The 24658-nt window shown below is 38.0% G+C and carries 18 protein-coding genes and 1 tRNA gene; 6 read left to right on the top strand and 13 right to left on the bottom strand.

Annotated elements, in window-relative coordinates; translation table 11 throughout:
• Positions 1–6: 6 nt before the first annotated feature.
• Positions 7–687: an HAD family hydrolase gene (locus GTH24_RS16705; protein WP_164526729.1), complete on the bottom strand. Its 681-nt coding sequence runs from the start codon at positions 685–687 to the stop codon at positions 7–9.
• A 422-nt stretch (positions 688–1109) separates the two neighbouring features.
• Here GTH24_RS16705 and GTH24_RS16700 point away from each other — a divergent pair, with 422 nt between their 5' ends.
• Positions 1110–2639 carry a methyl-accepting chemotaxis protein gene (locus GTH24_RS16700; RefSeq protein ID WP_164526728.1) on the top strand — a complete coding sequence of 510 codons (1530 nt, stop codon included), beginning with the start codon at positions 1110–1112 and terminating at the stop codon, positions 2637–2639.
• Between the two features lie 72 nt (positions 2640–2711).
• Here GTH24_RS16700 and GTH24_RS16695 read toward each other — a convergent pair whose 3' ends face one another.
• The 5 genes from GTH24_RS16695 to GTH24_RS16675 all read right to left on the bottom strand — a co-directional run bounded on the left by GTH24_RS16695 (position 2712) and on the right by GTH24_RS16675 (position 8497).
• Complete coding sequence (locus GTH24_RS16695) at positions 2712–3875, bottom strand: fimbrial protein (RefSeq protein WP_164526727.1); 1164 nt, start codon at positions 3873–3875, stop codon at positions 2712–2714.
• Between the two features lie 3 nt (positions 3876–3878).
• Positions 3879–6500, bottom strand: coding sequence for a fimbria/pilus outer membrane usher protein (locus tag GTH24_RS16690; protein WP_082151826.1), 2622 nt, complete (start codon positions 6498–6500; stop codon positions 3879–3881).
• Positions 6501–6537: 37 nt separating this feature from the next.
• Complete coding sequence (locus GTH24_RS16685; RefSeq protein ID WP_082151825.1) at positions 6538–7257, bottom strand: fimbrial biogenesis chaperone; 720 nt, start codon at positions 7255–7257, stop codon at positions 6538–6540.
• 63 nt (positions 7258–7320) lie between these two features.
• Positions 7321–7884: a fimbrial protein gene (locus GTH24_RS16680; protein ID WP_072070079.1), complete on the bottom strand. Its 564-nt coding sequence runs from the start codon at positions 7882–7884 to the stop codon at positions 7321–7323.
• A gap of 313 nt (positions 7885–8197) precedes the next feature.
• Entirely contained in the window at positions 8198–8497 is a 300-nt protein-coding gene (locus GTH24_RS16675; protein WP_164526726.1) for a helix-turn-helix domain-containing protein, read from the bottom strand.
• A gap of 1102 nt (positions 8498–9599) precedes the next feature.
• On the opposite strand from GTH24_RS16675, the gene GTH24_RS16670 reads away from it, so the two are divergent.
• On the top strand, positions 9600–11129 hold the full coding sequence (locus GTH24_RS16670) for a methyl-accepting chemotaxis protein (RefSeq protein WP_164526725.1): 1530 nt from the start codon (positions 9600–9602) through the stop codon (positions 11127–11129).
• 452 nt (positions 11130–11581) lie between these two features.
• Here the strand turns inward: GTH24_RS16670 and GTH24_RS16665 are convergent.
• From GTH24_RS16665 to rpsU, 4 genes are all read right to left on the bottom strand, one after another.
• Positions 11582–11658, bottom strand: a tRNA-Ile gene (locus GTH24_RS16665).
• Positions 11659–11992: 334 nt separating this feature from the next.
• Positions 11993–13846: an RNA polymerase sigma factor RpoD gene (gene rpoD / locus GTH24_RS16660; protein ID WP_072070077.1), complete on the bottom strand. Its 1854-nt coding sequence runs from the start codon at positions 13844–13846 to the stop codon at positions 11993–11995.
• Positions 13847–14032: 186 nt separating this feature from the next.
• Positions 14033–15781 carry a DNA primase gene (gene dnaG, locus GTH24_RS16655; RefSeq protein ID WP_072070076.1) on the bottom strand — a complete coding sequence of 583 codons (1749 nt, stop codon included), beginning with the start codon at positions 15779–15781 and terminating at the stop codon, positions 14033–14035.
• A 112-nt stretch (positions 15782–15893) separates the two neighbouring features.
• Positions 15894–16109, bottom strand: coding sequence for a 30S ribosomal protein S21 (rpsU, locus tag GTH24_RS16650; RefSeq protein WP_001144069.1), 216 nt, complete (start codon positions 16107–16109; stop codon positions 15894–15896).
• A gap of 340 nt (positions 16110–16449) precedes the next feature.
• Between rpsU and tsaD the strand changes: the two genes are divergently transcribed.
• Positions 16450–17472 carry a tRNA (adenosine(37)-N6)-threonylcarbamoyltransferase complex transferase subunit TsaD gene (gene tsaD / locus GTH24_RS16645; protein ID WP_072070075.1) on the top strand — a complete coding sequence of 341 codons (1023 nt, stop codon included), beginning with the start codon at positions 16450–16452 and terminating at the stop codon, positions 17470–17472.
• 103 nt (positions 17473–17575) lie between these two features.
• Here tsaD and plsY read toward each other — a convergent pair whose 3' ends face one another.
• Complete coding sequence (plsY, locus tag GTH24_RS16640) at positions 17576–18232, bottom strand: glycerol-3-phosphate 1-O-acyltransferase PlsY (RefSeq protein WP_164526724.1); 657 nt, start codon at positions 18230–18232, stop codon at positions 17576–17578.
• Positions 18233–18336: 104 nt separating this feature from the next.
• On the opposite strand from plsY, the gene folB reads away from it, so the two are divergent.
• On the top strand, positions 18337–18687 hold the full coding sequence (gene folB, locus GTH24_RS16635; protein ID WP_072070073.1) for a bifunctional dihydroneopterin aldolase/7,8-dihydroneopterin epimerase: 351 nt from the start codon (positions 18337–18339) through the stop codon (positions 18685–18687).
• Here folB and GTH24_RS16630 read toward each other — a convergent pair whose 3' ends face one another.
• Complete coding sequence (locus tag GTH24_RS16630) at positions 18688–19926, bottom strand: multifunctional CCA addition/repair protein (protein ID WP_072070072.1); 1239 nt, start codon at positions 19924–19926, stop codon at positions 18688–18690. It lies immediately after the preceding gene.
• A gap of 27 nt (positions 19927–19953) precedes the next feature.
• Positions 19954–20574, bottom strand: a complete 621-nt coding sequence (locus GTH24_RS16625) for a TIGR04211 family SH3 domain-containing protein (RefSeq protein WP_072070071.1) — start codon at positions 20572–20574, stop codon at positions 19954–19956.
• A gap of 219 nt (positions 20575–20793) precedes the next feature.
• Between GTH24_RS16625 and GTH24_RS16620 the strand changes: the two genes are divergently transcribed.
• The gene (locus GTH24_RS16620; protein WP_164526723.1) at positions 20794–21717 is read left to right on the top strand and encodes an inorganic triphosphatase; all 924 of its coding nucleotides are present in this window, start codon (positions 20794–20796) and stop codon (positions 21715–21717) included.
• 26 nt (positions 21718–21743) lie between these two features.
• Entirely contained in the window at positions 21744–24584 is a 2841-nt protein-coding gene (glnE, locus tag GTH24_RS16615) for a bifunctional [glutamate--ammonia ligase]-adenylyl-L-tyrosine phosphorylase/[glutamate--ammonia-ligase] adenylyltransferase (protein ID WP_072070069.1), read from the top strand.
• Positions 24585–24658 lie beyond the last annotated feature (74 nt).

The following is a 24658-nucleotide window of genomic DNA, read 5'->3' as shown; positions in this document are numbered from 1 at the left end:
TAGCGACTAAGACTCTTTTTTTACGGTCACTTTAATGGGCGAGTTTTTAGATTTACGACGGCCAGTATGAAAGTGACGCCAATGAGGCGTTTGAGAGGCCAGTAGCAATTCATGATCACCCCGAGAATCTCCCCATGCTCTCATATGATATTGCGTTAGATCTCCGTAGACATCTTCTAAACGTTTAATTTTCTCGCCACAGCGACAGTTATTGCCGATAATTTTACCTGTCAATTTACCATCAACCACTTCAAGTGTTGTACCTATCAGTTTAATTCCCAACCTATCAGCAAAAGGCTGTAGAACCATTGCTGGTGATGCAGAACAAATAGTAACTTGGGCATTACTTTTCACTTCTTCTGCTACTGCTAATAAGCCAGTAGGGCGCATTAATTTAGCCCAGTAAAGCTGACAAAATGCTTCCGCTTTTTCTTTTAACCATTGTTCGTCAATGTTTGTTAAAAAAGTTTTGATAAGCACTTCTTTTAATTCATCACGGGTTAATTTACGTCTAAAACAATGTAATGTTGGTAATACCATCTTAATTAAACGGCGTGAAAATTTACGTTTACCGAAAGCAAACTTTAAAAAAGGAATAAAACTATCGTGGTAAGTTAGCGTGCCATCAAAATCAAACACTGATAACGTTTTTACGGTGTTTTTTGAGTTTTCAAACTGGGGTTGCATAAAAAAGTAAGCTCCGTAAATCATCAGAGTTTTTAAGGTCATTGCACATATTATATCATTGTTCTCAAAATGAGATAGTGTGTCTATTACTTATTGAAAATAAAGTGATTTTTATGCTTTTCAATGTAAATAAACAAAGGTTATTTATATAATGAATATAAAATGATATTTATCCATCAAATAGAAATACTTATTTTTTTGATAAAAAAGAGACTTTTTATTATTAATGATATTAGTTGGATTATTTTATAAAATAAGAATAAATTAAAAAATATTTAAAATATAGATGATGTTTATTGATAGATTAATATTTTTAAAATAAAAATCATTAACTTATAAATACCTATTTTTATTAAATAAAAGAACAACCATGTCGATAAGGAAATAAATCGTATCGATATATGTGTATAGGTGTTTTTATTATGAGCATTAAACGATCTGCTAAGATAGGTTCGTCTTTATTATTATTGGTTTTTATTTTATCTTCGGCATTATCTATATTTTTTATTGATAAAGTAAAAAATAATTTCACTCAAGTGGAAGTGTTGCTAACACGCTATACAGATGTGCTGATGGCACGCTATCAATTAGTGAACATGCGCTCAAATGTGAATTTTTTGATGCAAGATAAAGACAAACGAAGTGCTAATGATGCTGATATTATTGAGAAAAATAAACAACTTGCTATTAGTGCTAAAAACACAATGAAAGGATGGGTGGACGAAAAAAAAGTCTCAGCAGACGCACAAAAAAGTGTAGAAGATATAGCTGCGTTATTTTATAACTTAATTGATAGATTAGTGATTGCGTCAAATTCAGCTCACAACGCCAATGTTAAAGATGAACATTTTGATCATGATTTTGAAAAACTCAGTGGCTTATTTGATAACTATGTTGCGATTAAAGCGAAAAATAGTGCTTCGCTTCGAAATAATCAAAATACCATGGTTCAACTCTCTATTTTATCAACGTTAATTTCATTATTGCTTTTATCTATTATTTTGTATTTCACTATTCGCTGGGTTAATAAATCATTTCTTATTAACCTTAATACATTGTCTGATATTTTAAAAAAAATAGGCAAAGGCGAATTAGTTTTCTCACTGCCTAAAATAAGAAATGATGAATTTGGTACACTGTTTTCCTGTGTCGGTGATATGCAAAAATCACTAACATCCACCATTCTTACCGTAAAAAAAGAGACATTAGAAATAAAACGAGGTGCTGCTGAAATTGCATCAGCTCATCAAGAACTGTCTTCTCGAACTGAAGAACAATCAAGTGCTTTACAACAAACTGCAGCGAGTATGGAAGAAATAAAAACCGCTGTCGCAAATAATACTGAAAATACCATGGAAGCAAATAACATCATTAATCAATCTAATGATGTTGTGACAGATGGCGCCACGGTGATGCAGGAGGCAATTTTGTCAATGAAGAAAATTGAACAGGGTGCCGTTAAAGTGGGTGAAATTAACGAGGTAATTAATAATATTGCCAGTCAAACCAATATCTTGGCACTAAATGCGGCAGTTGAAGCTGCTCGTGCAGGGGAACAAGGACGCGGTTTTAAAGTGGTTGCCGTTGAGGTACGAAATCTTGCTGCAAAAAGTGCAGATGCAGCAAAAGAAATTAGCCAGATACTAAAAGAGTCGATTGAAGATATGGCGAATGGTACGAAATGGGTGAATAAAACCGGTGAGCATATGCAAGAAATAGTCTCTTCTATTACAAAAGTTAACAAGATAATGCAGGGTATAAGTCTTGCTTCAGAAGAGCAACGCATTGGTATTGAACAAATTGCGGTGGCAATTAATCAGATGGATACCGTTGTACAGCAAAATGCTTCTTTAGTGGATCAAGGTGCATCTTCAACGATGGTGTTAGACGAAAAAGCGCAGATGTTAATGGATAATGTGGCCGTTTTTCAAATTGAAGAACAAGCATTATAACGATAAAAAACCCACTCTGAATTAACGTATCAGAGTGGGTTTTTATTCTATTCAGGCAAACAGAATAAAGGATTAATAATATTCAATCATAAAGGTTGCAGCTCCGTTGGCAACACCCGAAGATAAGCGGTCATCCACACGAATATAACGTGCACGTAATGGAATACTTACAGTACCTGCTTTTTCTGTGATGGGTTGTGCGAAGGCAGTTGGCATATTAAATTTAACAAAATCTTCGCCTGTTGCTCCAAATGCAAGTTGTATTCCGACACCTTTAGCCGCCCCCGGTACATCATTTACTTCAAAAGTGCCTGGGTACTCAATAATGGGTGGGTTTACAGGCTTAATGGTCACTCTTAGTTCGTTCGGATCGCGATCTGGGAATCTTTGACCCTCTTCAGTGGTAAGTACCTCTCCTTTGCCACCAGAGTAATAACCTCTAAAGGTAGGACAATTGTATAAATTAATATCAGAATTTATCCATTTGGTTGAACTGCCTTTTGCAGGTAAGGTCGATGTTTCATGTTTGCCTAATTCCACAGTGTAGTCTTGTGTTTTACAACTTGTAGCGGTGACACTAACAGAACCTGTAATATTCATATATGCGGATATAAAAGGAAATTCTTCTGCTAGAACCTTATCTTTTTCGGGATAATTAACATCAAGTTGCATTCTTGCAATATTGCTTAAATCAAATGTACCCGGCTGAATAGGGCCTAATTTAATTAAAGAATAATTGAGTATTGGGCGTGCCCAATAATTAATAGATTCACGTTGGCCTTCAATAAGTTCACGTTGGTCTTCCCAAGAGAGTTGAGGAATATTAGGACGTAACGATTTATTTCGATTGTTATTTGTATAAAATACAATACCAAGACCTGGGTTATTGGTTTTATAGACATTATCAGGAATGCCAGTACCAACAACAGGGGTTCCTGCTGTACTTAATAATTTTATCTCTTGGCGCTCTAAAAAGTAATAGTGTCCTAATCCTGTTGAAGGCACATTAAACCCACAAGAATAGCTGTATGGTATGTTATTAAAATTAATTCGACCATGGTAAACAACCGAACCTACTGGCATATCAGCACCAACATGAATTGCGCTACCAATGGGTATAGTATAATCCATTGGGGCTGCAATAACTTGACACTTGACAGTCTGTTGTGCCATTACCTCCGCAACAGGAAAAAGTAGAAGCATTAAGGCTAATGAGTTTTTAATAATAGGCTTCATACTTTATTCTCCACAGATACTGGTAAGTTGAACAAAACTACTTGGATTATCTTTATCTTGTGCTGGCGCATTATAATTAATGATACATTGCTGTATTTCACCTGGTCCCCATTTCACAATTAAGCGACCTGACGCGTTTTCAACTCGGGCGTAGAGAAGTCCTCCCTGACCTATACTACCCACTTCATTGTTCTGTTCATCGTAGGCGACGCTACCAAATGGAATGGCGCCGTTATTACGTTGGATTGTAATTAACAGAGGGATACCTGCATTGGTTTTAAATTCCACCTTCGTGATCGCACCTTCAAATGGTGCAATGCGGGCTTGTGTATTTTGTAATTCAACGTTAGTTGACATCCCTTTCGGGTTAATCGAAATATCATTCATTTGGTATGGTGTTAAATAAGGGACTGCAGCATGACCAAAGCCATCAATTTCAATACCTGGGTAGCCACTGACTCTTGCTCCTTTAGCACCATTTGCTTCAACAATGGCGAAAGTATCACCTTGATAAGGCGATGCAACGACACCACCAGACCAACCAATTAACGAACCACTCATACCGATTGAGGCATTTTGATAATGTTCACCTACGCCATAGTTTGCGGCTAAGCTAGTATAATTTGTTCTCGCATTACCATTAAGGGTCATACTTGAACCGACACCATGGTTGGTATTCATTGCTGTAACACCATAGCTGTAACGATTATCTTTACCCGCAGAGCCAGAAATACCAATACGCTCACCAACATTACCTCGTCCATCACGAGTTAACGCTGCGGTTAAGGTTGGCATATGGTCAACACTTAAATCGTAAAGTGGCAACGTAAAATTCATTTCAACGGATGTCTCTTTTTTGCCATCCGCATTACGTGCTTGACCTACGTTGATACCATAAGAGAGGCGCTTCCAACGGTTGTTATAACCCATTTGGTATTGCAAATCGGTCGTATCGTTATTCCAATAGTTTTGCGTAAAACCACTGACGTAGAAATTACCCCAGCCTTCAGGTAACCCCTGATCTATAGTGACGTTAAAACGGCTTTTTGGGCGCCAGATATTATTGATACTTCTCCCATGACGCTCTTCATTGATAGCCTGAACCGCTGACATATAGTCATAGAAGTGTTCAGAGTTAAACTTATAGGCGGCAATAGTCAGGTTACTGTTGGTATCTTGAATATACTTACTGTAACTGACTTGATAACTTTGGCCGCTATTGACAGCAGAATCAGTACTATTTAAATGCAGACGAGCTTGGGTCACGTCTGCAGAAAAAGCGCCTAATGGTGTACTTAATGCCATACCTACTTGGATAGCATAATAGTCAGCTCCTGTACCTTGTACCCCTGCATATCCGGTGACAAGGTTGGTTAAGCCTCGGCGATAAGTGGCTTGGTATAATGTAGGATCATATTCTACTGAAGTTGAATTTAAATGCCCCGCAGCAACGGTATAGTTGTGTTGACCTGGGCGCAGTAATTGTACCACTGAAGCATAATAGACTCTGAAATGTTGTTCTGAGCCATCCGCTTCTTGTATGGTGACATCTAAGTTACCGCCATAGCCTGAAGGGTAGAGGTCATCAATCTCAAATGCACCCGGTGGTACAACTGTTTCGTGGATGATATGACCATCTTGGCGAATAATAACGCGGGCGTTTGTTTTCGCTACACCACGGATAGTCGGCGCAAAGCCACGTTGAGAATCAGGTAACATCTTCTCATCACTAAAAAGCTGAATACCTCTTAATGGTTGAGAATCAAATAGTTGCCCTTTAGTGAGCATATCACCCACTTGTACTACGCCTTGAATAGTGGTGATAATACGTTGTAAATAGTTATAAGTAGAAGTGTAGTCGTGACCCGTTTGTTCATTCCATGAATAGTTACCAGTATGATGATAACTCCAAGCCCCTAAATTTAAGGTTCCGGTGATCCCTGCAAATGCGGATTTATACTCTTTCCCATTATTACGGGACATAAAATAGTTACCGTTATAGCCTAGTAGCAATGCATTGATACCACGATCCCAAAGTGATGGGCTAACATAACCACGGGGTTTATATCCCACTAATATTTGTGGAACATCAATATTTAAACGTTGTATAGAGTGATCGTACTTAACACTACTTGAAGGAATAAATTTTGCTAATTCAATACACTCATGAAGCTCTAGTGCACTTTTTAATAATGGTGGGGTTTTCTCATCCTTGAGACCGACTAAATCAATGATGTCTTTAGTTAAACACGCTTCGACTTCACGATTTGCCATTTCCCTAAATGTGATAGACTCTAATCCAACAAAGTGTTTATTAACATAGAGTTCGACATTCCATGTACCGGGTAATATCGAATCAGCTTTGTCAAAACGGCTAATATCAATATCACCTTGAGCGGTGTTCATAAAAATCGGGTTAAATGACGTTGAATTATTACCATTAGATATAGGTGCTGGTGGCAGGTCATTATCATTTTGGGATAAAGTTGCAGATAATGAGCTATTACCATTAGACAGCCATTTATTATTTTCGGTGACTGTTATATTTTCTGCATAGGTATAAGGAGCGACTAAAAAAGTCACACCGGCAGATATTATAATAGTTTTTAAAATATAACTGCTCATTTTAATATTCCCGTATTTTTAGAAAACACCTAGAAAACTACAGTGTGGTTTCAACCATTTTCATTGCGCCCCAATCGTTTACATACCTGTAAACAATTTTGCTTCCTGAAGACGCATTGACTCCATTTGGAATTGAAAAGTCATGACTGCCAAGTGGTGGTACTACTTCACCATCAATCGGATTTTTTTCATTATTGGATAGCGTGATAGAAACTAAAGAGACATAATAAGGAGAGTTATTTATCGCCTTTAACTTATTATTAACAACTGTGAATGACAGATTTTCTGCACCTTTTATTGCGTCTGCTTTATCTCTTAATGCATAAGGTCTATAAAATAGTTTTATTCTAGAGCGATAAGCAATTTGTAATTTATTATCTATTTTATCACTTGCATTAGGCGGTATTTCTAATACATTTAGCCAATAAATAGATTCTCTATCTTTAGGTAATTGCACGCTGTCAGTATAATTAATTCTCAATGTTTGAGATTTAGTCGGTTCAACTCGAAATACAGGAGGACTTAAAATAAAAGGAACCTGAATATTTTCAGGTGCGGCATCCACATCACCTGTATCAATCCAGTTTTGAATAAGAACAGGTAATTTCCCTTCATTCGATACTTTAATAGTGACTTCTTTTTCATTTTCAACATAAATAACGCGAGTGCCACTAATAACAACACCGGCATTAACCCATGCGGGAATAATTAATAATAAACTAATAAAAAAGCTTTTAATTAATTTAGGGGTTATCATATTTATCTTTATTCCATTAATAAAAAGCAAATAGGGAGGAGAATTCCTCCCTATTTATTTTGATTATTTATACTGTAGAGTATAAACAACGCTACTTGTTACTTTACCAGCCTCTGTTTGACCCATTGCGTAGTATTCTACAGCGTATGGTAGAGTTGCTTTTTCAGCAGTAATTGTATAGTAAGTAGTATCATTTACTTGAGAAGTGTTACCTACTTTGATTGCATTGAAGTTAGCACCATCTAACAGTTGTAATTGAACTTGTTTAGCACCTGTTGCTGCGGTATCCATATTATTCAGGCGGCCAGAAGCTTGGTCTACAGTCATACCAGTTTCGAAGAATGCAGAAACAGTACTATGACCCGCAGTGCCTACTTTACAATCAGACAGGTTCATATTAAATGCAGTACGACCAGTTACTTCACCTGCAGCTTGTAAAACATTAGTACTTACTGTTGGTAAAGTAATCGTTGCATCTGCGCCTTGGCCTTCGATGTCAACTTTACATGTTGTATCAGTTAATTCACCATTAAAAGTGATAGTACCAGTATTATCAGCAGCGATAGCATTGCCAGCCATTAGACCAAATGTCATAGCTAAAGATGCACCAATGATAGATTTTTTCATTCTAAAGTCCTTTGTTTTATATTAGATAACTACATTTAATAAATAACTAAATATTAAAGTTAATATTTAGAAATTCATTTTATGACTCGCTATTAGAGTAAAATAAATATAAGCATTCCATGGCTAATAAAAGCTTTAATTAAAAAGGTTTTTATTTTCCTAATATTATCTATTATTGACTAGTAATAGTTTTGTCACGTGTTAACACCCCTACCTTCATAAAGCTAATAGCTCATGAAAATAAAACATGTTTAAATATTTTATTTTCATGCTTAATTATTGGTAGGGATATTTACATAAGTTTGATTTTTTATTAGTTTAGTTGGCTAATAATGTTACCACTAAACTCATGGTCTCTTTTTTTTAGTTGTGTGTTGGTTACCTTTTCATTGTAATTACTTATTACTTCACGATTCAAATCATCCCATGATTTATCAAAAATAATAAGCAACTTATTTATTAAACTAAGAGACATACTATTTTTTCCATTTTCATAGCGAGAAATTTGTTGTTGGCTAACAGAGATTATTTTTGCCAGTTCACGACCTGATAATTTTTTCTCTTTTCTAACCTTTTTAAAAAAAAGGCCTACTTTAGTGTCTAGATCGTTCATAAAGTTAATTCCAATAACAGAAGGTCTAATATATAGAAGTCATCACATATTAAAATTAGTCATTTCATTGCGAATAACTATATTACACATAAATTATTGCGTAAAAACGGTTTACTCTATGTGATTACAGCTTGCAATAGGTTAAACCTATCATAAGAGTAATTATTATAAGGTAAGACTTAATGTCGAATAAGTGTAATAAAGATCAATGTGTTATGCATTATTAATAATTATAAACAAATTATGATACTCGTTATATGAGTTTTTTTAGGGGAGAAAATGTTGATTTGGGTCTTATATACTATTTTATATCTCACAATCCGTCTTTATAAGATGGGTTGTGTGAAAAAGTTACTTATTGTAATAAAGTATAATTTACTCGTATTTTGGGTATATCGATAAGAGCAGTGGGGTAAGAATCCTCTGAATAAAAGTGAATTTTGCGATACGAGGTAAAAATATATAAGAAACATTTTCAATATAAATGTTTCTTATGGTTTTTTTGAGTTTTATAGTAAATGCTATTAATTGATCTAAAACAATAATTTTAATGAGGTATTTTTATTTGGGTAGGTAGTGTTGTGGCGGTAAAAATTATTTTTTATCTATTATTGATTAGTTATAGTAATTGACTGCCTTTACTTTATCTTGAAAATAAAGATTTTTTATAAGCAACGTACTGAAGAAAAAGTGTAAATATTTACGGTTTGCTTTGTTTAATGATGAGGTTATCGGTCACTCTTTACGTAGTTATACTCTATAACGTTTTTTTAAATAAGTAATATGAGTGAAATACATGAACTGTATCGTAAAAATATTTAATAATGTTTGCTCTTAGACGTGACAATAAAATTGATATTCTGAAGCTTATCCCAGCTCTTTGTTATAAAGCTTATAATTAATAACACCAAAATATTATATCGTTGTGGTATATCATCAAGGTTAAGTGATAATGGGTAGCATAAAATATCAATTGTAATCATTGATTGAGATCGAGTTGGACCGTTTGTGTTGATAATTCTGATTAATAAGTAAATAAAATCTATTTCGTGCCGATATATGAGTACATTTGTGTCATTTAATTGCCGAGGTGGATAATTTCATGAGTATTGAAAAATCAGCTAAAGTAGGCTCCATTATACTTTTAGCCATTTTCTTAGTGTCAGCAGTTTTGTCATCATTCTTTATTTATAGAATGCAGGAAAATTTTGCTTCATTGGATTCTTTAAATACTAGGTTAAACAGTGTTCAAGAAGCGAGATATGAACTAGCAACTATTCGTTCTCACGTTAACTATTTAATGTTATTGAAAACGATGACAGAAGAGAATAAGCAAGAAACTATAAAGTCGATTGTGACTGAAGCGAAAGCGCTTGCAACAAAATCAAAAGCGACGATCACACATTGGGTTGAGGTTAAGAAGATTAGCCCTGATGCTCAACGAAATTCAGAACAGCTATCGGTCTTATTTTATTACCTGCTTGATGAATTAATGGCACCAATTGATACCTTAAATTATACAGAAACAAATCTTTCTGATGATTTCACACGTCTTTCTGATCTTTTTGAGGAATATTTGGTTATCACAAAAGGTGTCAATGACGATATCAAAGCAGAACAAGCTTGGATGGTACAGCTTTCTATTTATACAACGATCATTGCACTTATCGTTATCCTTGCTCTTCTTTATGTCGTTATTCGATGGATAAATAAAACGTTTATCTTTAATTTGAATACTCTATCAGCTATTTTGCAGAAAGTGGGAGAGGGGGATTTAAGTTTCACTCTACCTAAGAAACGAAATGATGAGTTTGGTACATTATTTTCTAATGTTGGAGATATGCAAACAGCACTTACATCGACTATTCAACTTGTTAAAGAAGAAGCGTTAGAGATCAAAAAGGGGTCGGCAGAGATTGCTTCTGGCAACCAAGATCTCTCTTCTCGTACTGAGGAGCAAGCAAGCGCTCTACAACAAACAGCTGCGAGTATGGAAGAGATAAAAATTGCTGTTGTTAATAATACGGATAATGCGATTTTAGCAAACTCTATAACAGCAGAAACTCGTGATTTAGCGATTGATGGTTCTAATATCATGAATGATGCAATTAGTTCGATGAAAAAGATCGAAGTAGGCACATTAAAAGTTGCTGAAATCAATGATGTAGTTAATAACATTGCAAGCCAAACAAATATTCTAGCATTAAACGCAGCGGTTGAAGCAGCGCGTGCCGGTGAGCAAGGTCGCGGATTTACTGTTGTTGCAACTGAAGTGAGAAATTTAGCCGCAAGAAGTGCGGATGCTGCGCGTGAAATTAACCAAATCATCAGAGAGTCCGTTGCTGATGTGGCTCATGGCCGTGAATTAGTGAATAAAACGGGTGAGCATATGCAGGACATCGTTTCTTCTATTACTAAAGTCAGTGATATTATGCAGGGTATTAGTATTGCATCAGAAGAGCAAAAAGTGGGCATTGAACAGATAGCTGTAGCTATTAACCAAATGGATTCAGTTGTTCAGCAAAATGCGGCTTTAGTTGAACAGGGTGCGACTTCTACGATGATTTTAGATGAGAAAGCACAAAACTTAACAGATAAAGTGTCAGTCTTTAAAATTAAAGAACAATATTAATCTGTTAGATTAGTCAGTTGATATTATATTTAAAACAAGCTCACTTTAATAACAATATTAAGGTGAGCTTTTATTTCGATAAATGGAAATGAAATAGAATAATTTTATCTAGTTGTTAATTATATTAGTAATTATTTTAAAACTAACTACTGGTGTAATGTATAAATGATTTTAAATATATTTCTTTAGTAGCTCTGGTTTTGAGGATTAAGTAATGAGTGATTACAGCAGTAGGTGGTATAACTCATCACTTAAATAAAGTGAGTGCGTATAAAGCTATTATATTGATACGAGAATTACTGGCTTAAATAGAGTTTTATGAATAGTGAATTTGTTGGTTTGGTATGAGATAAAAATATTATTCTGTCGCCATTTTGTCGTCATTAGCTTTCAGATACAAAAAAGCCACTTGCTAAGAAGTGGCTTAATGTGCTGATTTAACAGCCAAAATTTGGTGGCCCCTACTGGACTTGAACCAGTGACCAAGCGATTATGAGTCGCCTGCTCTAACCAACTGAGCTAAGGGGCCTTAATGGAGTGAGATTATACGTGCCATTTGGCACTAGGTCTAGCCTTTGAATGACTGTATGCGCAATTTATACTCAATCTAAACAATAAAAAGATAAAATAGAGAATAACTGTGATATCAATAACCTAGTGTAAGAATTGAGAGATAAGCCTAGGTAGATGCGTAATATTATAAATAAATAGGCTATTTTTTATAAATGTACATTGTAGAAAATGGTTGTTGAGAAACTCTGAACAATAACCTTTAAACGAAAGATAGATCCGTGATTGGCCGATAAAAAAACGCCTGTGAATATCACAGGCGTTTGTTATAACGTAAATTGAGAGTAAGCTAATTACTCGTCAAGGAAGCTACGTAATACTTCTGAGCGACTTGGGTGGCGTAATTTACGCAGTGCCTTCGCTTCAATCTGACGAATACGTTCACGGGTAACATCAAACTGTTTACCCACTTCTTCCAAGGTATGGTCTGTATTCATATCGATACCAAAACGCATACGCAGGACTTTCGCTTCACGTAATGTTAAACCAGCTAACACTTCGTGCGTTGCTGAACGTAAGCTTTCTGATGTTGCAGAATCCAAAGGTAGCTCGAGAGTTGTATCCTCGATAAAATCACCTAAATGTGAATCTTCATCGTCACCGATTGGGGTTTCCATAGAGATTGGTTCTTTAGCGATTTTCAGTACCTTACGGATTTTATCTTCAGGCATCAGCATGCGTTCAGCAAGCTCTTCTGGTGAAGGCTCACGACCCATCTCTTGCAACATTTGGCGAGAGATACGATTTAGCTTATTAATCGTTTCAATCATGTGAACAGGGATACGAATTGTACGTGCCTGATCAGCGATTGAACGAGTAATTGCTTGGCGGATCCACCATGTTGCGTAAGTTGAGAATTTATAACCACGACGGTATTCAAATTTATCAACCGCTTTCATCAGACCGATATTCCCTTCTTGGATCAAGTCAAGGAACTGCAAGCCACGGTTGGTATATTTTTTCGCGATAGAGATAACTAAACGTAAGTTCGCTTCGACCATCTCTTTTTTCGCACGACGTGCTTTTGCTTCACCGATAGACATACGACGGTTAATGTCTTTAACCTGTTCGATTGTCAGACCAGTTTCAACTTCAATTTGTTGCAGTTTTTGCAAGCTGCGTTGTACTTCTTCTTCAATACCTGCCAGTTTTTCAGACCAAGGCTTATTCATTGCACGAGCAGCAGTGAACCATGTGTCATTGGTTTCGTTACCTGTAAACAGCGTAATGAAGTTTTTCTTAGGCATCTTAACTTGATCAACACAAAGACGCATGATGTGACGTTCTTGAGCACGAACTCTGTCCATCATGTCACGCATGTTGTTAACCAGATAATCAAACTGTTTCGGAACTAAACGGAACTGTTTGAAAATTTCAGATAACAATAAGATCTCAAGTTCTGTATCTTTGTGATTACGACCTTTGGCCTTGATAGTCTGGCGAGTTTTCTCGTATTGTTCACGAAGCTCAGTAAATTTTTGGCGAGCTAATTCAGGATCGATGCTGTTATCATCATCGCTATCGCTGTCATTATCGCCATCTTCATCTTCGTCTTCATCTTCGTCTTCAGCATCGTCAACTTCATCATCACTTTTGCCTAAATTGACCACTTCACTCTCTGCCACTTCTTCGGCATTTGGGTCAATAAACGCAGTAATTAAGTCAGAAAGACGTGCTTCACCAGCTTCAACGCGATCGTATTGTTCAAGAAGATAAGTAATTGCTTCTGGATATTCAGCAACAGAGCATTGAACCTGGTTAATACCATCTTCAATACGTTTTGCGATATCAATTTCACCTTCCCGGGTAAGCAATTCAACCGTACCCATTTCACGCATATACATACGCACAGGATCGGTTGTACGGCCAATCTCAGATTCTACACTAGAAAGTACCTGAGCCGCGGCTTCTGCCGCATCATCATCAGTGTCATTTGAATTTTCTGCCAGCATCAGATCATCGGCGTCAGGTGCTTCTTCCATAACCTGAATGCCCATGTCGTTAATCATCTGGATGATGTCTTCGATTTGATCTGAATCGACGATATCTTCCGGCAGATGGTCATTGACCTCAGCATAGGTCAGGTAGCCTTGCTCCTTACCTTTAGTAACAAGTAGCTTCAGCTGTGACTGCGGGTTTTGCTCCATAAGACGGTATCCACACTTCAAAGTAATTTGGGTTGGTGTCGGTCGGCGATAACTGTTCAGCCAACAATAACTACGGAGGGGCATTTTCATTGTCGATTGCTACGGTCCCCTCAGCGTAGCAAATGTAGGTTTTTAGTACCTACCGATAGCGGCAATTAAGCCGTGTTTTTAATCTTAATTCTGTATTTACTTTTTAACGCGTGCCTGTATTATCAACTGGACTTCTTCGCGTTCATTTTGCGTTAGGCCTTCTGTTCTCTCTTTTGCAATAAGGGCGTTTAAACGTTCGTCCATTGCAGTTAAAAAAAGATGATCTAACGTATCTGTAAAGGTTTTCTCTGCAATCTCATCTATATCTATATCGTTCCACATTGCCAGTTTTTCAAGCTGTTTACCGAATTTATTCTCTCTATAGAGTTCGATAATCTGTCCTGTATTAAGGCCAGGTTGTGCTTGGCAAACGGAAACTAATTCAATAAAAAGCGATAAACCTGCAATTTTTTCAGTATTTAATCCCTCGAGAGGGGGCACTAATTTAGAAAATTCTGGATTTTGTATCAATAGGGCAATTAATACACGCATTGGTGTTGTGCGTAATTTTGTCGGTTGATACGAAGATCCGTGATTCACCGATGCTCTACCAAATAAGCGATCCATCTGCTCAATATCGGGATTTCCCGTTAAGCTACCAAGCTCTCTTAATAAATATAGACGCAAAGTCTCACTTGGGATCTTATCTATTAATGGTCGAGCTAAACTGTATAACTTACCATTGCCTTCTTGAGTACTCAGATCCACCTGAGGAACGAGCGAATCAAATAGAAATTCTGATAATGAATGTGATTGTTCCATACGTTTTTCAAAGGATTCTTTACCTTCACGACGCACCAATGAATCAGGGTCATCACCTTCAGGTAAAAACATAAAACGTAAAGAACGGCCATCATTTAAAAAAGGAAGTGCAGTTTCTAGTGCTCGCCAAGCGGCATCTCGTCCTGCTCTATCTCCATCATAGCAGCAAATAATGTTATCCGTTGTTCTAAAGAGCAACTGAATATGTTCTGCTGTTGTGGAGGTTCCTAATGAGGCAACGGCATAATCAATACCAAACTGCGCTAATGCCACAACATCCATATAACCTTCAACAACTAATAGCTTTGTAACGTTATTATTAGATTGTTGTGCTTCATAAAGACCGTAAAGTTGACGTCCTTTATGGAAGATTTCTGTTTCTGGTGAGTTTAAGTATTTCGGTAAATCATCACCGAGAACTCGTCCACCGAAGGCAATAACACGACCACGCCTATCTCTAATCGGAAACATAACACGTTGGCGAAAACGGTCATAAGTTCGACCATTATCATTGGTTATTACCATGCCTGCTTCAAGAAGTAGGGCTTTATTATCGGCATTTTGACCAAACCGCTTTAGGACATTATCCCAACCAGTAGGAACAAACCCAATAGAAAAACGACTAATAATATCTTCACTAAGACCACGATGTGCAAGGTAATTTCTAGCTTCTTGAGCATCTGGCTTATTGAGAGCACTACTATAATATTGGTTCAACTTCTCCATCACTTGATAGAGATTTTGTCTTATATGTCGTTCAATTGGGCTACTACCCGTTCCTGATTCATAAGGAACTTCTAGCCCATGCATTGCTGCTAACTCTTCAATGGTTTCGACAAAATCGAGCCTGTCGTAATTCATTAAAAAATCAATAGCATTGCCATGCGCGCCGCAACCAAAACAGTGATAAAACTGTTTGTCGCTATTTACTGTGAAAGAGGGCGTTTTTTCATTATGAAACGGACAACACGCTGAATGATTTTTGCCTTGTTTTTTTAACGGCACACGAGCGTCGATAAGATCGATGATATCGGTTCGAGCTAGCAAATCATTAATAAATGAACGTGGAATTCGTCCAGCCATAAGCCCTTTTACGCCTGTTGTTGAACGAGAATAAGCCGCGCTCTCATAAGAAAGCACGGCCTTTAACTGCGACTACAGTGTCTGCATATGTTGCGGGGTAAGCCGCAAAATATTAGTACAGACGAGTACGACGTGCGTTTTCGCGAGCTAATTTTTTAGCGTGACGTTTTACTGCTGATGCTTTAGCGCGTTTACGCTCAGTCGTTGGTTTTTCATAAAACTCACGACGACGTACTTCTGCTAATACGCCTGCTTTTTCACAAGAGCGTTTGAAACGACGAAGAGCAACGTCAAATGGCTCGTTTTCACGTACTTTGATTACCGGCATGTGCCTCTCACCTCAATAGAAATCGGTTTGCGCTGGCATTATTTAAGCCAGCCGACATTTAAAATGGTGCGGAATTTTACTTCAAAGCAGGGCACTTTGTAAAGAGATGCACAAAATTGAAACGCAAACTCCCGCTTTTGTGTCTTTATAATAAGCACAAAAAGCAAAAGTCGCTAACCACACATTTAAATCACTTAAAATAGGTGGATAATTATAGACCAGAAAAAGGAATTTGTCACATGCTGGTATGTAAAAGATGTTGCGAAGGCGTATAAAATCACCGAAATAATGATACAATCGGTTCATTACGCGAGTTAGCGAAGAAGAATTTGGAAGCGTTATGCGAGTTTTAGGTATTGAAACATCTTGCGATGAAACCGGTATCGCAATTTATGATGATAAAGCCGGGCTATTAGCAAATCAACTTTATAGTCAAATTAAGCTGCACGCTGATTATGGTGGAGTCGTGCCTGAGCTTGCTTCACGGGATCATATCCGTAAAACAGTGCCTCTTATCCAAGCCGCACTAAAAGAAGCAAATTTAACGGCAAAAGATATTGATGCTGTTGCTTATACCGCAGGTCCGGGCCTTGTTGGTGCATTATTGGTGGGAGCGACTATCGGACGTTCACTCGCTTTTGCGTGGGATGTTCCCGCTATTCCAGTGCATCATATGGAAGGCCATTTATTAGCGCCGATGCTTGAAGAAAAAACACCTGAATTTCCGTTTGTTGCCTTGTTGGTTTCTGGTGGTCATACACAATTAATTAGTGTAACAGGAATTGGTGAATACACCTTATTAGGTGAATCTATTGATGATGCAGCGGGTGAAGCTTTTGATAAAACAGCTAAGTTACTGGGATTAGATTATCCAGGGGGGCCTGTATTATCAAAAATGGCGCAACAAGGCACAGAAGGTCGATTTGTCTTTCCTCGTCCAATGACAGATAGACCGGGACTTGATTTTAGTTTCTCGGGCTTGAAAACCTTTGCGGCTAATACTATTCGTCAAAATGATGATTCAGACCAAACTCGTGCGGATATTGCTCGTGCTTTTGAGGATGCTGTTGTTGATACTTTGGCGATAAAATGTCGTAGAGCTTTAGAACAAACAGGCTTTAAACGTTTAGTGATGGCGGGTGGTGTAAGTGCTAATCGTACATTACGAGCTAAAATGGAAGCGGTTATGAAACAATTAGGTGGTGAGGTTTTCTATGCTCGCCCCGAATTGTGTACCGATAATGGTGCAATGATCGCATTAGCGGGCATGATCCGTTTTAAAGGTGGTACAGAAGGCCCATTAAGTGTAACCGTAAGACCTCGCTGGCCTTTAGCTGAGTTGCCTGCACTGGATAATAAATAGTGTATCAGTATCAGTATCAGTAAAAGAAAAGCCACTGTTGTGAACTGACCCCAGTTTATTGAAGTGGCTTTTTTGTGTCATTTACTTTTAAGACTGAGTGAAATTAATCTTCTTTTTCTTGCTCTTTAGCTTCTTGAATGATCTCTTTTTCTGTTTTCTCAGCTTTTTTCTTCAGCTTATGCCAAATCCGGCTTTCTTGACCACGCCATAAACGTTGAATATTGTCGTGATGACGGTAAAGTACCAGACATGATAGTAAAGCAACGGGATAAGTGAATTCTGGCTTAAACCACCAAACATAAAAAGGGGCGAGCAATGCGCTGATAATGGCGCCAAGCGATGAATAGCCACTGAGTAATACGGTGAGTAACCAAGTTCCAGCAATAAGACCACTTAAATCCCAACCAATAGCGGCGATAGCACCAAAGGCGGTTGCAACGCCTTTACCACCCTTAAAGTGGAAGAAGACTGGGTAGATATGCCCAAGGCAAGCCGCTATGGCAACAATGCCGAGGTAAAAAGGAGGCACATTTAAGTAATAGGCGAGCCAAACAGGGATCATCCCTTTTAGGACGTCACAGATAAGAACTGCCGCGGCGGCTGCTTTTCCACCAATACGTAGGACGTTGGTCGCTCCGGGATTGCCAGAGCCAGATTTTCTTGGATCGGGTAATCTTGCCAATCGGCAAATCAATATCGCGCTGGAGATTGAGCCGCACAAGTAGGCGAAGATGATCATTCCAAGTGCGTTAGCACTCATTTATATTCTCCAATGTTTATGTAAGTTCGTTAGACATGTATGGATAATACGCATATTTCATCGGAAGTGGTATCCGATGAGCAGAAAAAATAAGAGATGACGTGATGGATATCGTATTTATTGAGCAATTATCAGTAATAACCACAATCGGTGTTTATGATTGGGAAAAAAACATAAAACAAAAATTAGTGTTCGATATCGAAATGGAATGGGATAACAAACGCGCATCCCAAACCGATGATGTTGCTCATTGTTTAGATTATGCCAGTGTGAGTCAGGCGATAATTGAGTACGTTGAGACTCGACGTTTTGAGTTAGTTGAACGTGTAGCGGAAGAGGTGGCACAGCTACTGATTTCTCAGTTTGCTGTACCTAGAGTTAAAATTAAATTAGCCAAGCCAGGTGCAGTAGCACAAGCAACAAGTGTGGGTGTGATTATTGAGCGTAAAGCTTAATTATTTGTTCTCTAGAGTAAGTCGTGATTTCCATTTTATAATCGCGGCTTCTCGTTGTTTTGTTAACGCCTCTCGTATTGCACTGCCTTTTAATCCACTTTCAATTATTGGCTTTATATCTACATTATTTGCTATCGCAAAAGCTTGGCAAAGAAAAGAACGTTGTGGATAAGCTAAGTTTTCTAACCCTAGACGTCCTCTAGCATCCGCTTCACTGACTATCGCTAATTGTTCGACACGTTCAGGTTTTCGCCATGCATCAATGGCATCAAATAAGCGGATAATTTTAGAAGGGCGCATTCTATCGATACGATGGATATGATCGTGATATCTTGCTGTTAAACGAGCCAAATCACGAATGTGATTTGGAATACGATATCGTTGACACAATACCTCAACTAAAGGTACACCAGCAGGGCCATGCCCGTGATGATGAGGCCATTTTTCAGGTGGAGTTGTTCCTTTTCCTAGATCATGACATAAGGCACTAAAACGTACTGCAATATCATCTGTTAATTGACTGGCGATATTAAGCACCATCATGGTGTGAGCGCCTGTATCAATTTCAGGATGCCATTTTTCAGGGGCAGGTACGCCAAATAAGGCATTAATTTCGGGGAAAAGAACCTTTAAAGCACCGCACTGGCGTAAAACTTCAAAGTAAACTTGAGGAGAGTGGCTCTCAAGCGCTTTTTCAGTCTCTTTCCAAACGCGTTCTGCCGTTAGTGCGTTTAGTTCTCCACTTTGCGCCATTACTTTCATTAACTGTAGCGTTTCTGGTGCTACGCTAAAATCTAAAGGCGCAAATCGAGCGGCAAATCGTGCAACACGTAGAACTCTTAAGGGATCTTCTGAAAATGCGTCAGAGACATGGCGAAGTAGTCTTGCATTGATGTCGTCTATGCCGTGGTAAGGATCGATATATTCGCTATCGGCAGAATAAGCAATAGCGTTTATGGTGAGATCACGACGGGCTAAATCATCTTCTAAGGTAACATCTGGTGCGGCGTAGCAGGTAAATCCCGTGTAGCCAGAACCTGATTTTCTTTCCGTACGTGCAAGGGCATATTCTTCATGTGTTTCAGGATGAAGAAAAACGGGAAAATCTTTGCCAACTTGTTGATAGCCTTGTTGTAACAGTTCTTCGGGTGTTGCGCCAACAACAACCCAATCTCTATCTTTTACAGGTATCTGTAATAATTGGTCACGCACAGCGCCACCAACAAGGTATATTTCCACGGGATCATGATTCCTTTTGGCTGAATATTAGTTCATCCAACGATCGTTGCGTTTACGACGACGAGGAATGATATGCGGAAGGATCAGACCAAAAATAAGACCCGCACCAGCAACACCACCACCATACATAAACCACTGTAAGATGATGTCACGTTGTCTGTCATCTAACTGTTGATTAGCAAAATCGAGTTTTTTCTCAGCAACAGCAAGTTTTGTTCTCATCTGCTCATTTTCTTTTTTCAAGCCATTGATTATGTCATCGCTGTTTGAGACTTTGTTTTGCATATCTATAGTACGTTGATTCCAGCTTTGGTCGATATTCGCTAGTTTATCGCGTAGTGTTTGGATCTCTTTTTCCATAGCAGGGATACGAGTGCGCATGCTTGGTTGGGCGCTTAGTTGGTTTTCTGGCAACCAGACAGTACGATCTTTATCGTCTTTAATTTGTACATAACCCGTTGCTGCATTGCGAGAAAGTACAGTCACTGTTGAACCTGAATTTAAAGAGCCAACAATTCGGTACTGATTTCCTGGTCCACTATGCACATAAGTGGATAATTCATCGGAAACATAGCGAGTTTCTGCGTGTGAGCTTAGAGAAACACCTAAGCCAAGTAAGGAAATAAAAAGTAAGGGTAATTTTCGCATTATGTTTTCAACTTTTTTATCTATACAAGAGAATATTTTTACTGATACTAAAGAGTAAAGTTTGCGTAAGCAAATAGTAAACCAGAATGAGAACAGTCTTAACTGGTAGAATATAGGGATAATCTGCCTTTTATTCATTATTGTTATTAGGCTATCACTTGCTAAATAAAAATGCGTCAAATATTTTACTAATCAATTGATTTACTTAAGGGAAATAGAATGAGCCAATTAGAAACCGAACTCAAAATGAGTGCCATATCTGCCGCTATTCCTCATATTATTCAGCGCATTCTGACTCTACCACATCAGCATTCCACCCCTAAAAAGCTGACTAATCTTTACTTTGAGACTGCTGATAATCAGATCCGTCGTTGGGATATGGGATTACGTATTCGTGGTGTTGATGACCATTATGAAATGACGATTAAAACGGCAGGAAAAGTCGTTGCTGGCTTACATCAACGCCCAGAATATAACGTTGAATTAACACAACCTAAATTAGATTTAACTCGCTTTCCTGCGGAAATCTGGCCAGAAAAAACAGATCTAGTTTTATTAGAATCTCAGCTTAATGTGTTATTTCATACGGATTTTTATCGTGAAATCTGGCTTGTTGAGTATCAAGATAGTCAAATAGAAGTGGTCTTAGATCAAGGCGTAATTCGTACTGAGCAATATGAATTACCGATCGAAGAGTTTGAGCTAGAACTTAAAAAAGGTAATGTATCAGACGTTATAGCATTAGCAACGTATTTAGGTGAAAAAGGCGGATTACGTCTTGCCTCACGCAGTAAAGCCGCGCGTGGTTATTATCTGGCAAAAGATAAGCCTGCGTTATCGTTGAGTGTCGTGAATCTTTCTCCTAGTGATACAACGGCACAACAACTTACGAAATGGTTAAGTGCAATACAGGCATTAGAAGAAGCTATTTTTGCTAATCCCACATCACCGACAATTACCATGCCTGCAATGTTGGCGTTATTTTCTGATTGGTGTAAAAAACAGTCTAATTTGCCAGAGCCGATGCAATATTCACTGAATGCAATTTCACCGTTAACATTTACAACCGCAACCGATTATTATCATGTTTTATGGTTAAACTTTAAGTTATCTTCTACGTCGTGGTTACTGTCTATTGCTTAATTTCCTGACAACGTGAGAGTCTATTTATGTCTGTTATCAGTGTACTTCAATCATTGTGGGATAAAGCACAGTGTGGTTTTTCTTCTCAACTTAATGCGCTAGCACCTTTTAGTGAGCAAGAACAACAATTTCTTGCATTTAGTCCCTTTGCAACCGAGCATTTTCGGGTTAATCCTCAATGGTTGACTGATATCAGGCAAAATCCACCCACGGGTATCGAATGGCAGAGTTATGAAACTCAATTAACAGCAATGTTAGCCAATGTTGACAATGAAGATGATGTTATGCGGATCTTACGTCAATTTCGCCATCAACAATTAGTGCGCATTGCATGGTTACAATTTTTCCAATTAGGTGATATTCCTTGTGCACTAAAACATTTAAGTGTACTTGCTGAAACCCTAATTTGTATCGCAAGAGACACGCTTTATCAGCAATGTTGCCAACAATGGGGAACACCTTGTGATAGTGAAGGTAAACCCCAGCCATTGCTGATATTAGGTATGGGCAAATTAGGTGGATTTGAACTTAATTTTTCTTCTGATATCGACTTGATTTTTGCTTATCCTGAAAATGGATTTACTCAAGGTGGACGTCGAGAGCTTGATAATGCTCAGTTTTTTACACGATTAGGCCAAAAACTGATTAAAGTACTTGATCAACATACTATTGATGGCTTTGTTTATCGTGTTGATATGCGATTGCGTCCATTTGGAGAAAGTGGGCCTTTGGTGATGAGCTTTGCTGCACTTGAAGATTATTATCAAGAGCAAGGGCGTGATTGGGAACGTTATGCCATGATCAAGGCTCGTGTTTTAGGTGCTGAAAAGAAAGAATACTGCCAAGTATTACGCCAAATGTTGCGTCCTTTTGTGTATCGCCGTTATATCGATTTTAGTGTTATTCAATCACTTCGTAATATGAAGTCGATGATAAGCCGTGAAGTTCGCCGTCGAGGCATGATTGATAACATAAAACTCGGTGCAGGTGGCATTCGTGAAATCGAATTTATTACACAAGTTTTCCAGTTAATTCGCGGTGGCAGAGAGCCTGATCTACAGAGTAACTCACTATTAACAGTATTAAAGGCGATCACAACGCTTGAATTATTAACAGAAAAAGAAACGGCACAATTAGCTGAAAGCTATCTCTTTCTTCGTCGGTTAGAAAACTTATTACAATCCATTGGTGATCAGCAGACGCAAACCTTACCAGATAATGAAGAGGATAAAGCGCGACTCACTTTTGCAATGGGATATGATAATTGGGAAATGCTTTATCAAGAAATTAGCCACAAAATGCAGGCTGTTTCTGTTATTTTCACGCAATTAATTGGCGAAGAAGATGAAAATGATGAAGAAGAGGATACTTCAGAGTTTAAACGCCTCTGGTTACTTGGGCGTTTGCCTGAAGCTTCGTCATTACTTCATCAATCACTCACGGTTGAGTCATTGAATGCGATTAATCAGACATTACAAATATTTCGCCAAGATATCGGTAAGCGAACGATAGGGCCAAGAGGGCGAGATGTTCTTGATACATTAATGCCAAAATTACTGGCTAAGATTTGCCTGCAACCTCAAACGTTAGTTACGTTACAACGAGTCACACCATTACTATTAAGCATTGTGAGTCGTACAACCTATTTAGAGTTGATGCAAGAGTCTGATGAAGTCCTCACTCATGTTATACGATTATGTGCAGCATCTCCGATGATAGCAGAACAGTTGGCACTTCATCCTTTACTGTTAGATGAATTACTTGATCCTAATTCACTCTATCAGCCACTACCTTTAGATGCGTATCGTGATGAATTACGTCAATATTTATTACGTGTACCAGAAGAAGATGAAGAGCAACGACTAGAAGCTCTGCGCCAATTTAAACAAGCTCAACTGTTGCGTATTGCTGCGGAAGATATCACGGGGGTATTACCTGTGATGAAAGTTAGCGATCACTTAACGTATCTAGCGGAAGCCATCATTCATGCTGTTGTTCATCAAGCTTGGTCATATATGGTGAAGCGTTATGGTGAGCCTGAACATTTAGCCAATCGTGATGGTCTAGGTTTTTCGGTGATTGGATACGGCAAATTGGGGGGATGGGAATTAGGCTATAGCTCAGATTTGGATTTGGTATTTTTATTAGACTGTCCAATGAATATCGTGACAACGGGAGCAAAACAGATTGATGCTCGTCAGTTTTATCTGCGCCTAGCTCAACGCATTATCCATTTATTTAGTACACGAACCTCCTCGGGCGTATTGTATGAAGTTGATGCGCGTTTACGCCCTTCCGGTGAATCAGGAATGTTAGTAAGTACGATCCAGGCTTTCGATGAATATCAGAAAAATGAAGCATGGACATGGGAACATCAAGCCTTAATTCGAGCTAGAATGATTTATGGCGATGAGCAACTACAACAGATGTTTTCTCGTATTCGCCACGAAATATTGTGCCTTTCTCGTGATGCCAACGTATTACAACATGAAGTACGCGAAATGCGCCAAAAAATGGTGCAACATCTTGCACCAACACAAGCAGACAAGTTTGATTTAAAAACCTCATCAGGGGGAATTACCGATATTGAATTTATCGCTCAATATTTGGTATTGCGTTTTTCTCATCAATATCCTGCATTAACACGTTGGTCTGATAATGTGCGTATTTTTGAATTAATGGCAAAATATCAAGTGATGGGTGAAGAAGAAGCTCAGGCTTTGACACATGCTTATGTCACATTACGTAATGAGTTACACCATCTTGCGCTACAAGCGTTACCTGCAATTGTGGATAACAATTGTTTTATTGTAGAGCGAGAACACGTATTAAAAAGCAAGCAAAAGTGGCTTGGCGAGCAAGAATAAGCGTTTGTTAGCAGGAACGCTTATGAGTCTCTCTTTTTGCTTAACAAGTTATGGTATTATTTCGGCTTATTTTG

The sequence above is a fragment of the Proteus vulgaris genome, from assembly GCF_011045815.1.
In the GTDB taxonomy this organism is placed as follows: domain Bacteria; phylum Pseudomonadota; class Gammaproteobacteria; order Enterobacterales; family Enterobacteriaceae; genus Proteus; species Proteus vulgaris_B.
The sequence above is the reverse complement of the archived record's forward strand: the minus strand, read 5'-3'. Positions and strand labels throughout refer to the sequence as shown.

Bases quoted from the DNA above. Each gene is read 5' to 3' on its own strand.
- GTH24_RS16705 (WP_164526729.1), bottom strand. From the start codon at position 687: ATGCAACCCCAGTTTGAAAACTCAAAAAACACCGTAAAAACGTTATCA.
- GTH24_RS16700 (WP_164526728.1), top strand. From the start codon at position 1,110: ATGAGCATTAAACGATCTGCTAAGATAGGTTCGTCTTTATTATTATTG.
- GTH24_RS16695 (WP_164526727.1), bottom strand. From the start codon at position 3,875: ATGAAGCCTATTATTAAAAACTCATTAGCCTTAATGCTTCTACTTTTT.
- GTH24_RS16690 (WP_082151826.1), bottom strand. From the start codon at position 6,500: ATGAGCAGTTATATTTTAAAAACTATTATAATATCTGCCGGTGTGACT.
- GTH24_RS16685 (WP_082151825.1), bottom strand. From the start codon at position 7,257: ATGATAACCCCTAAATTAATTAAAAGCTTTTTTATTAGTTTATTATTA.
- GTH24_RS16680 (WP_072070079.1), bottom strand. From the start codon at position 7,884: ATGAAAAAATCTATCATTGGTGCATCTTTAGCTATGACATTTGGTCTA.
- GTH24_RS16675 (WP_164526726.1), bottom strand. From the start codon at position 8,497: ATGAACGATCTAGACACTAAAGTAGGCCTTTTTTTTAAAAAGGTTAGA.
- GTH24_RS16670 (WP_164526725.1), top strand. From the start codon at position 9,600: ATGAGTATTGAAAAATCAGCTAAAGTAGGCTCCATTATACTTTTAGCC.
- rpoD (WP_072070077.1), bottom strand. From the start codon at position 13,846: ATGGAGCAAAACCCGCAGTCACAGCTGAAGCTACTTGTTACTAAAGGT.
- dnaG (WP_072070076.1), bottom strand. From the start codon at position 15,781: ATGGCTGGACGAATTCCACGTTCATTTATTAATGATTTGCTAGCTCGA.
- rpsU (WP_001144069.1), bottom strand. From the start codon at position 16,109: ATGCCGGTAATCAAAGTACGTGAAAACGAGCCATTTGACGTTGCTCTT.
- tsaD (WP_072070075.1), top strand. From the start codon at position 16,450: ATGCGAGTTTTAGGTATTGAAACATCTTGCGATGAAACCGGTATCGCA.
- plsY (WP_164526724.1), bottom strand. From the start codon at position 18,232: ATGAGTGCTAACGCACTTGGAATGATCATCTTCGCCTACTTGTGCGGC.
- folB (WP_072070073.1), top strand. From the start codon at position 18,337: ATGGATATCGTATTTATTGAGCAATTATCAGTAATAACCACAATCGGT.
- GTH24_RS16625 (WP_072070071.1), bottom strand. From the start codon at position 20,574: ATGCGAAAATTACCCTTACTTTTTATTTCCTTACTTGGCTTAGGTGTT.
- GTH24_RS16620 (WP_164526723.1), top strand. From the start codon at position 20,794: ATGAGCCAATTAGAAACCGAACTCAAAATGAGTGCCATATCTGCCGCT.
- glnE (WP_072070069.1), top strand. From the start codon at position 21,744: ATGTCTGTTATCAGTGTACTTCAATCATTGTGGGATAAAGCACAGTGT.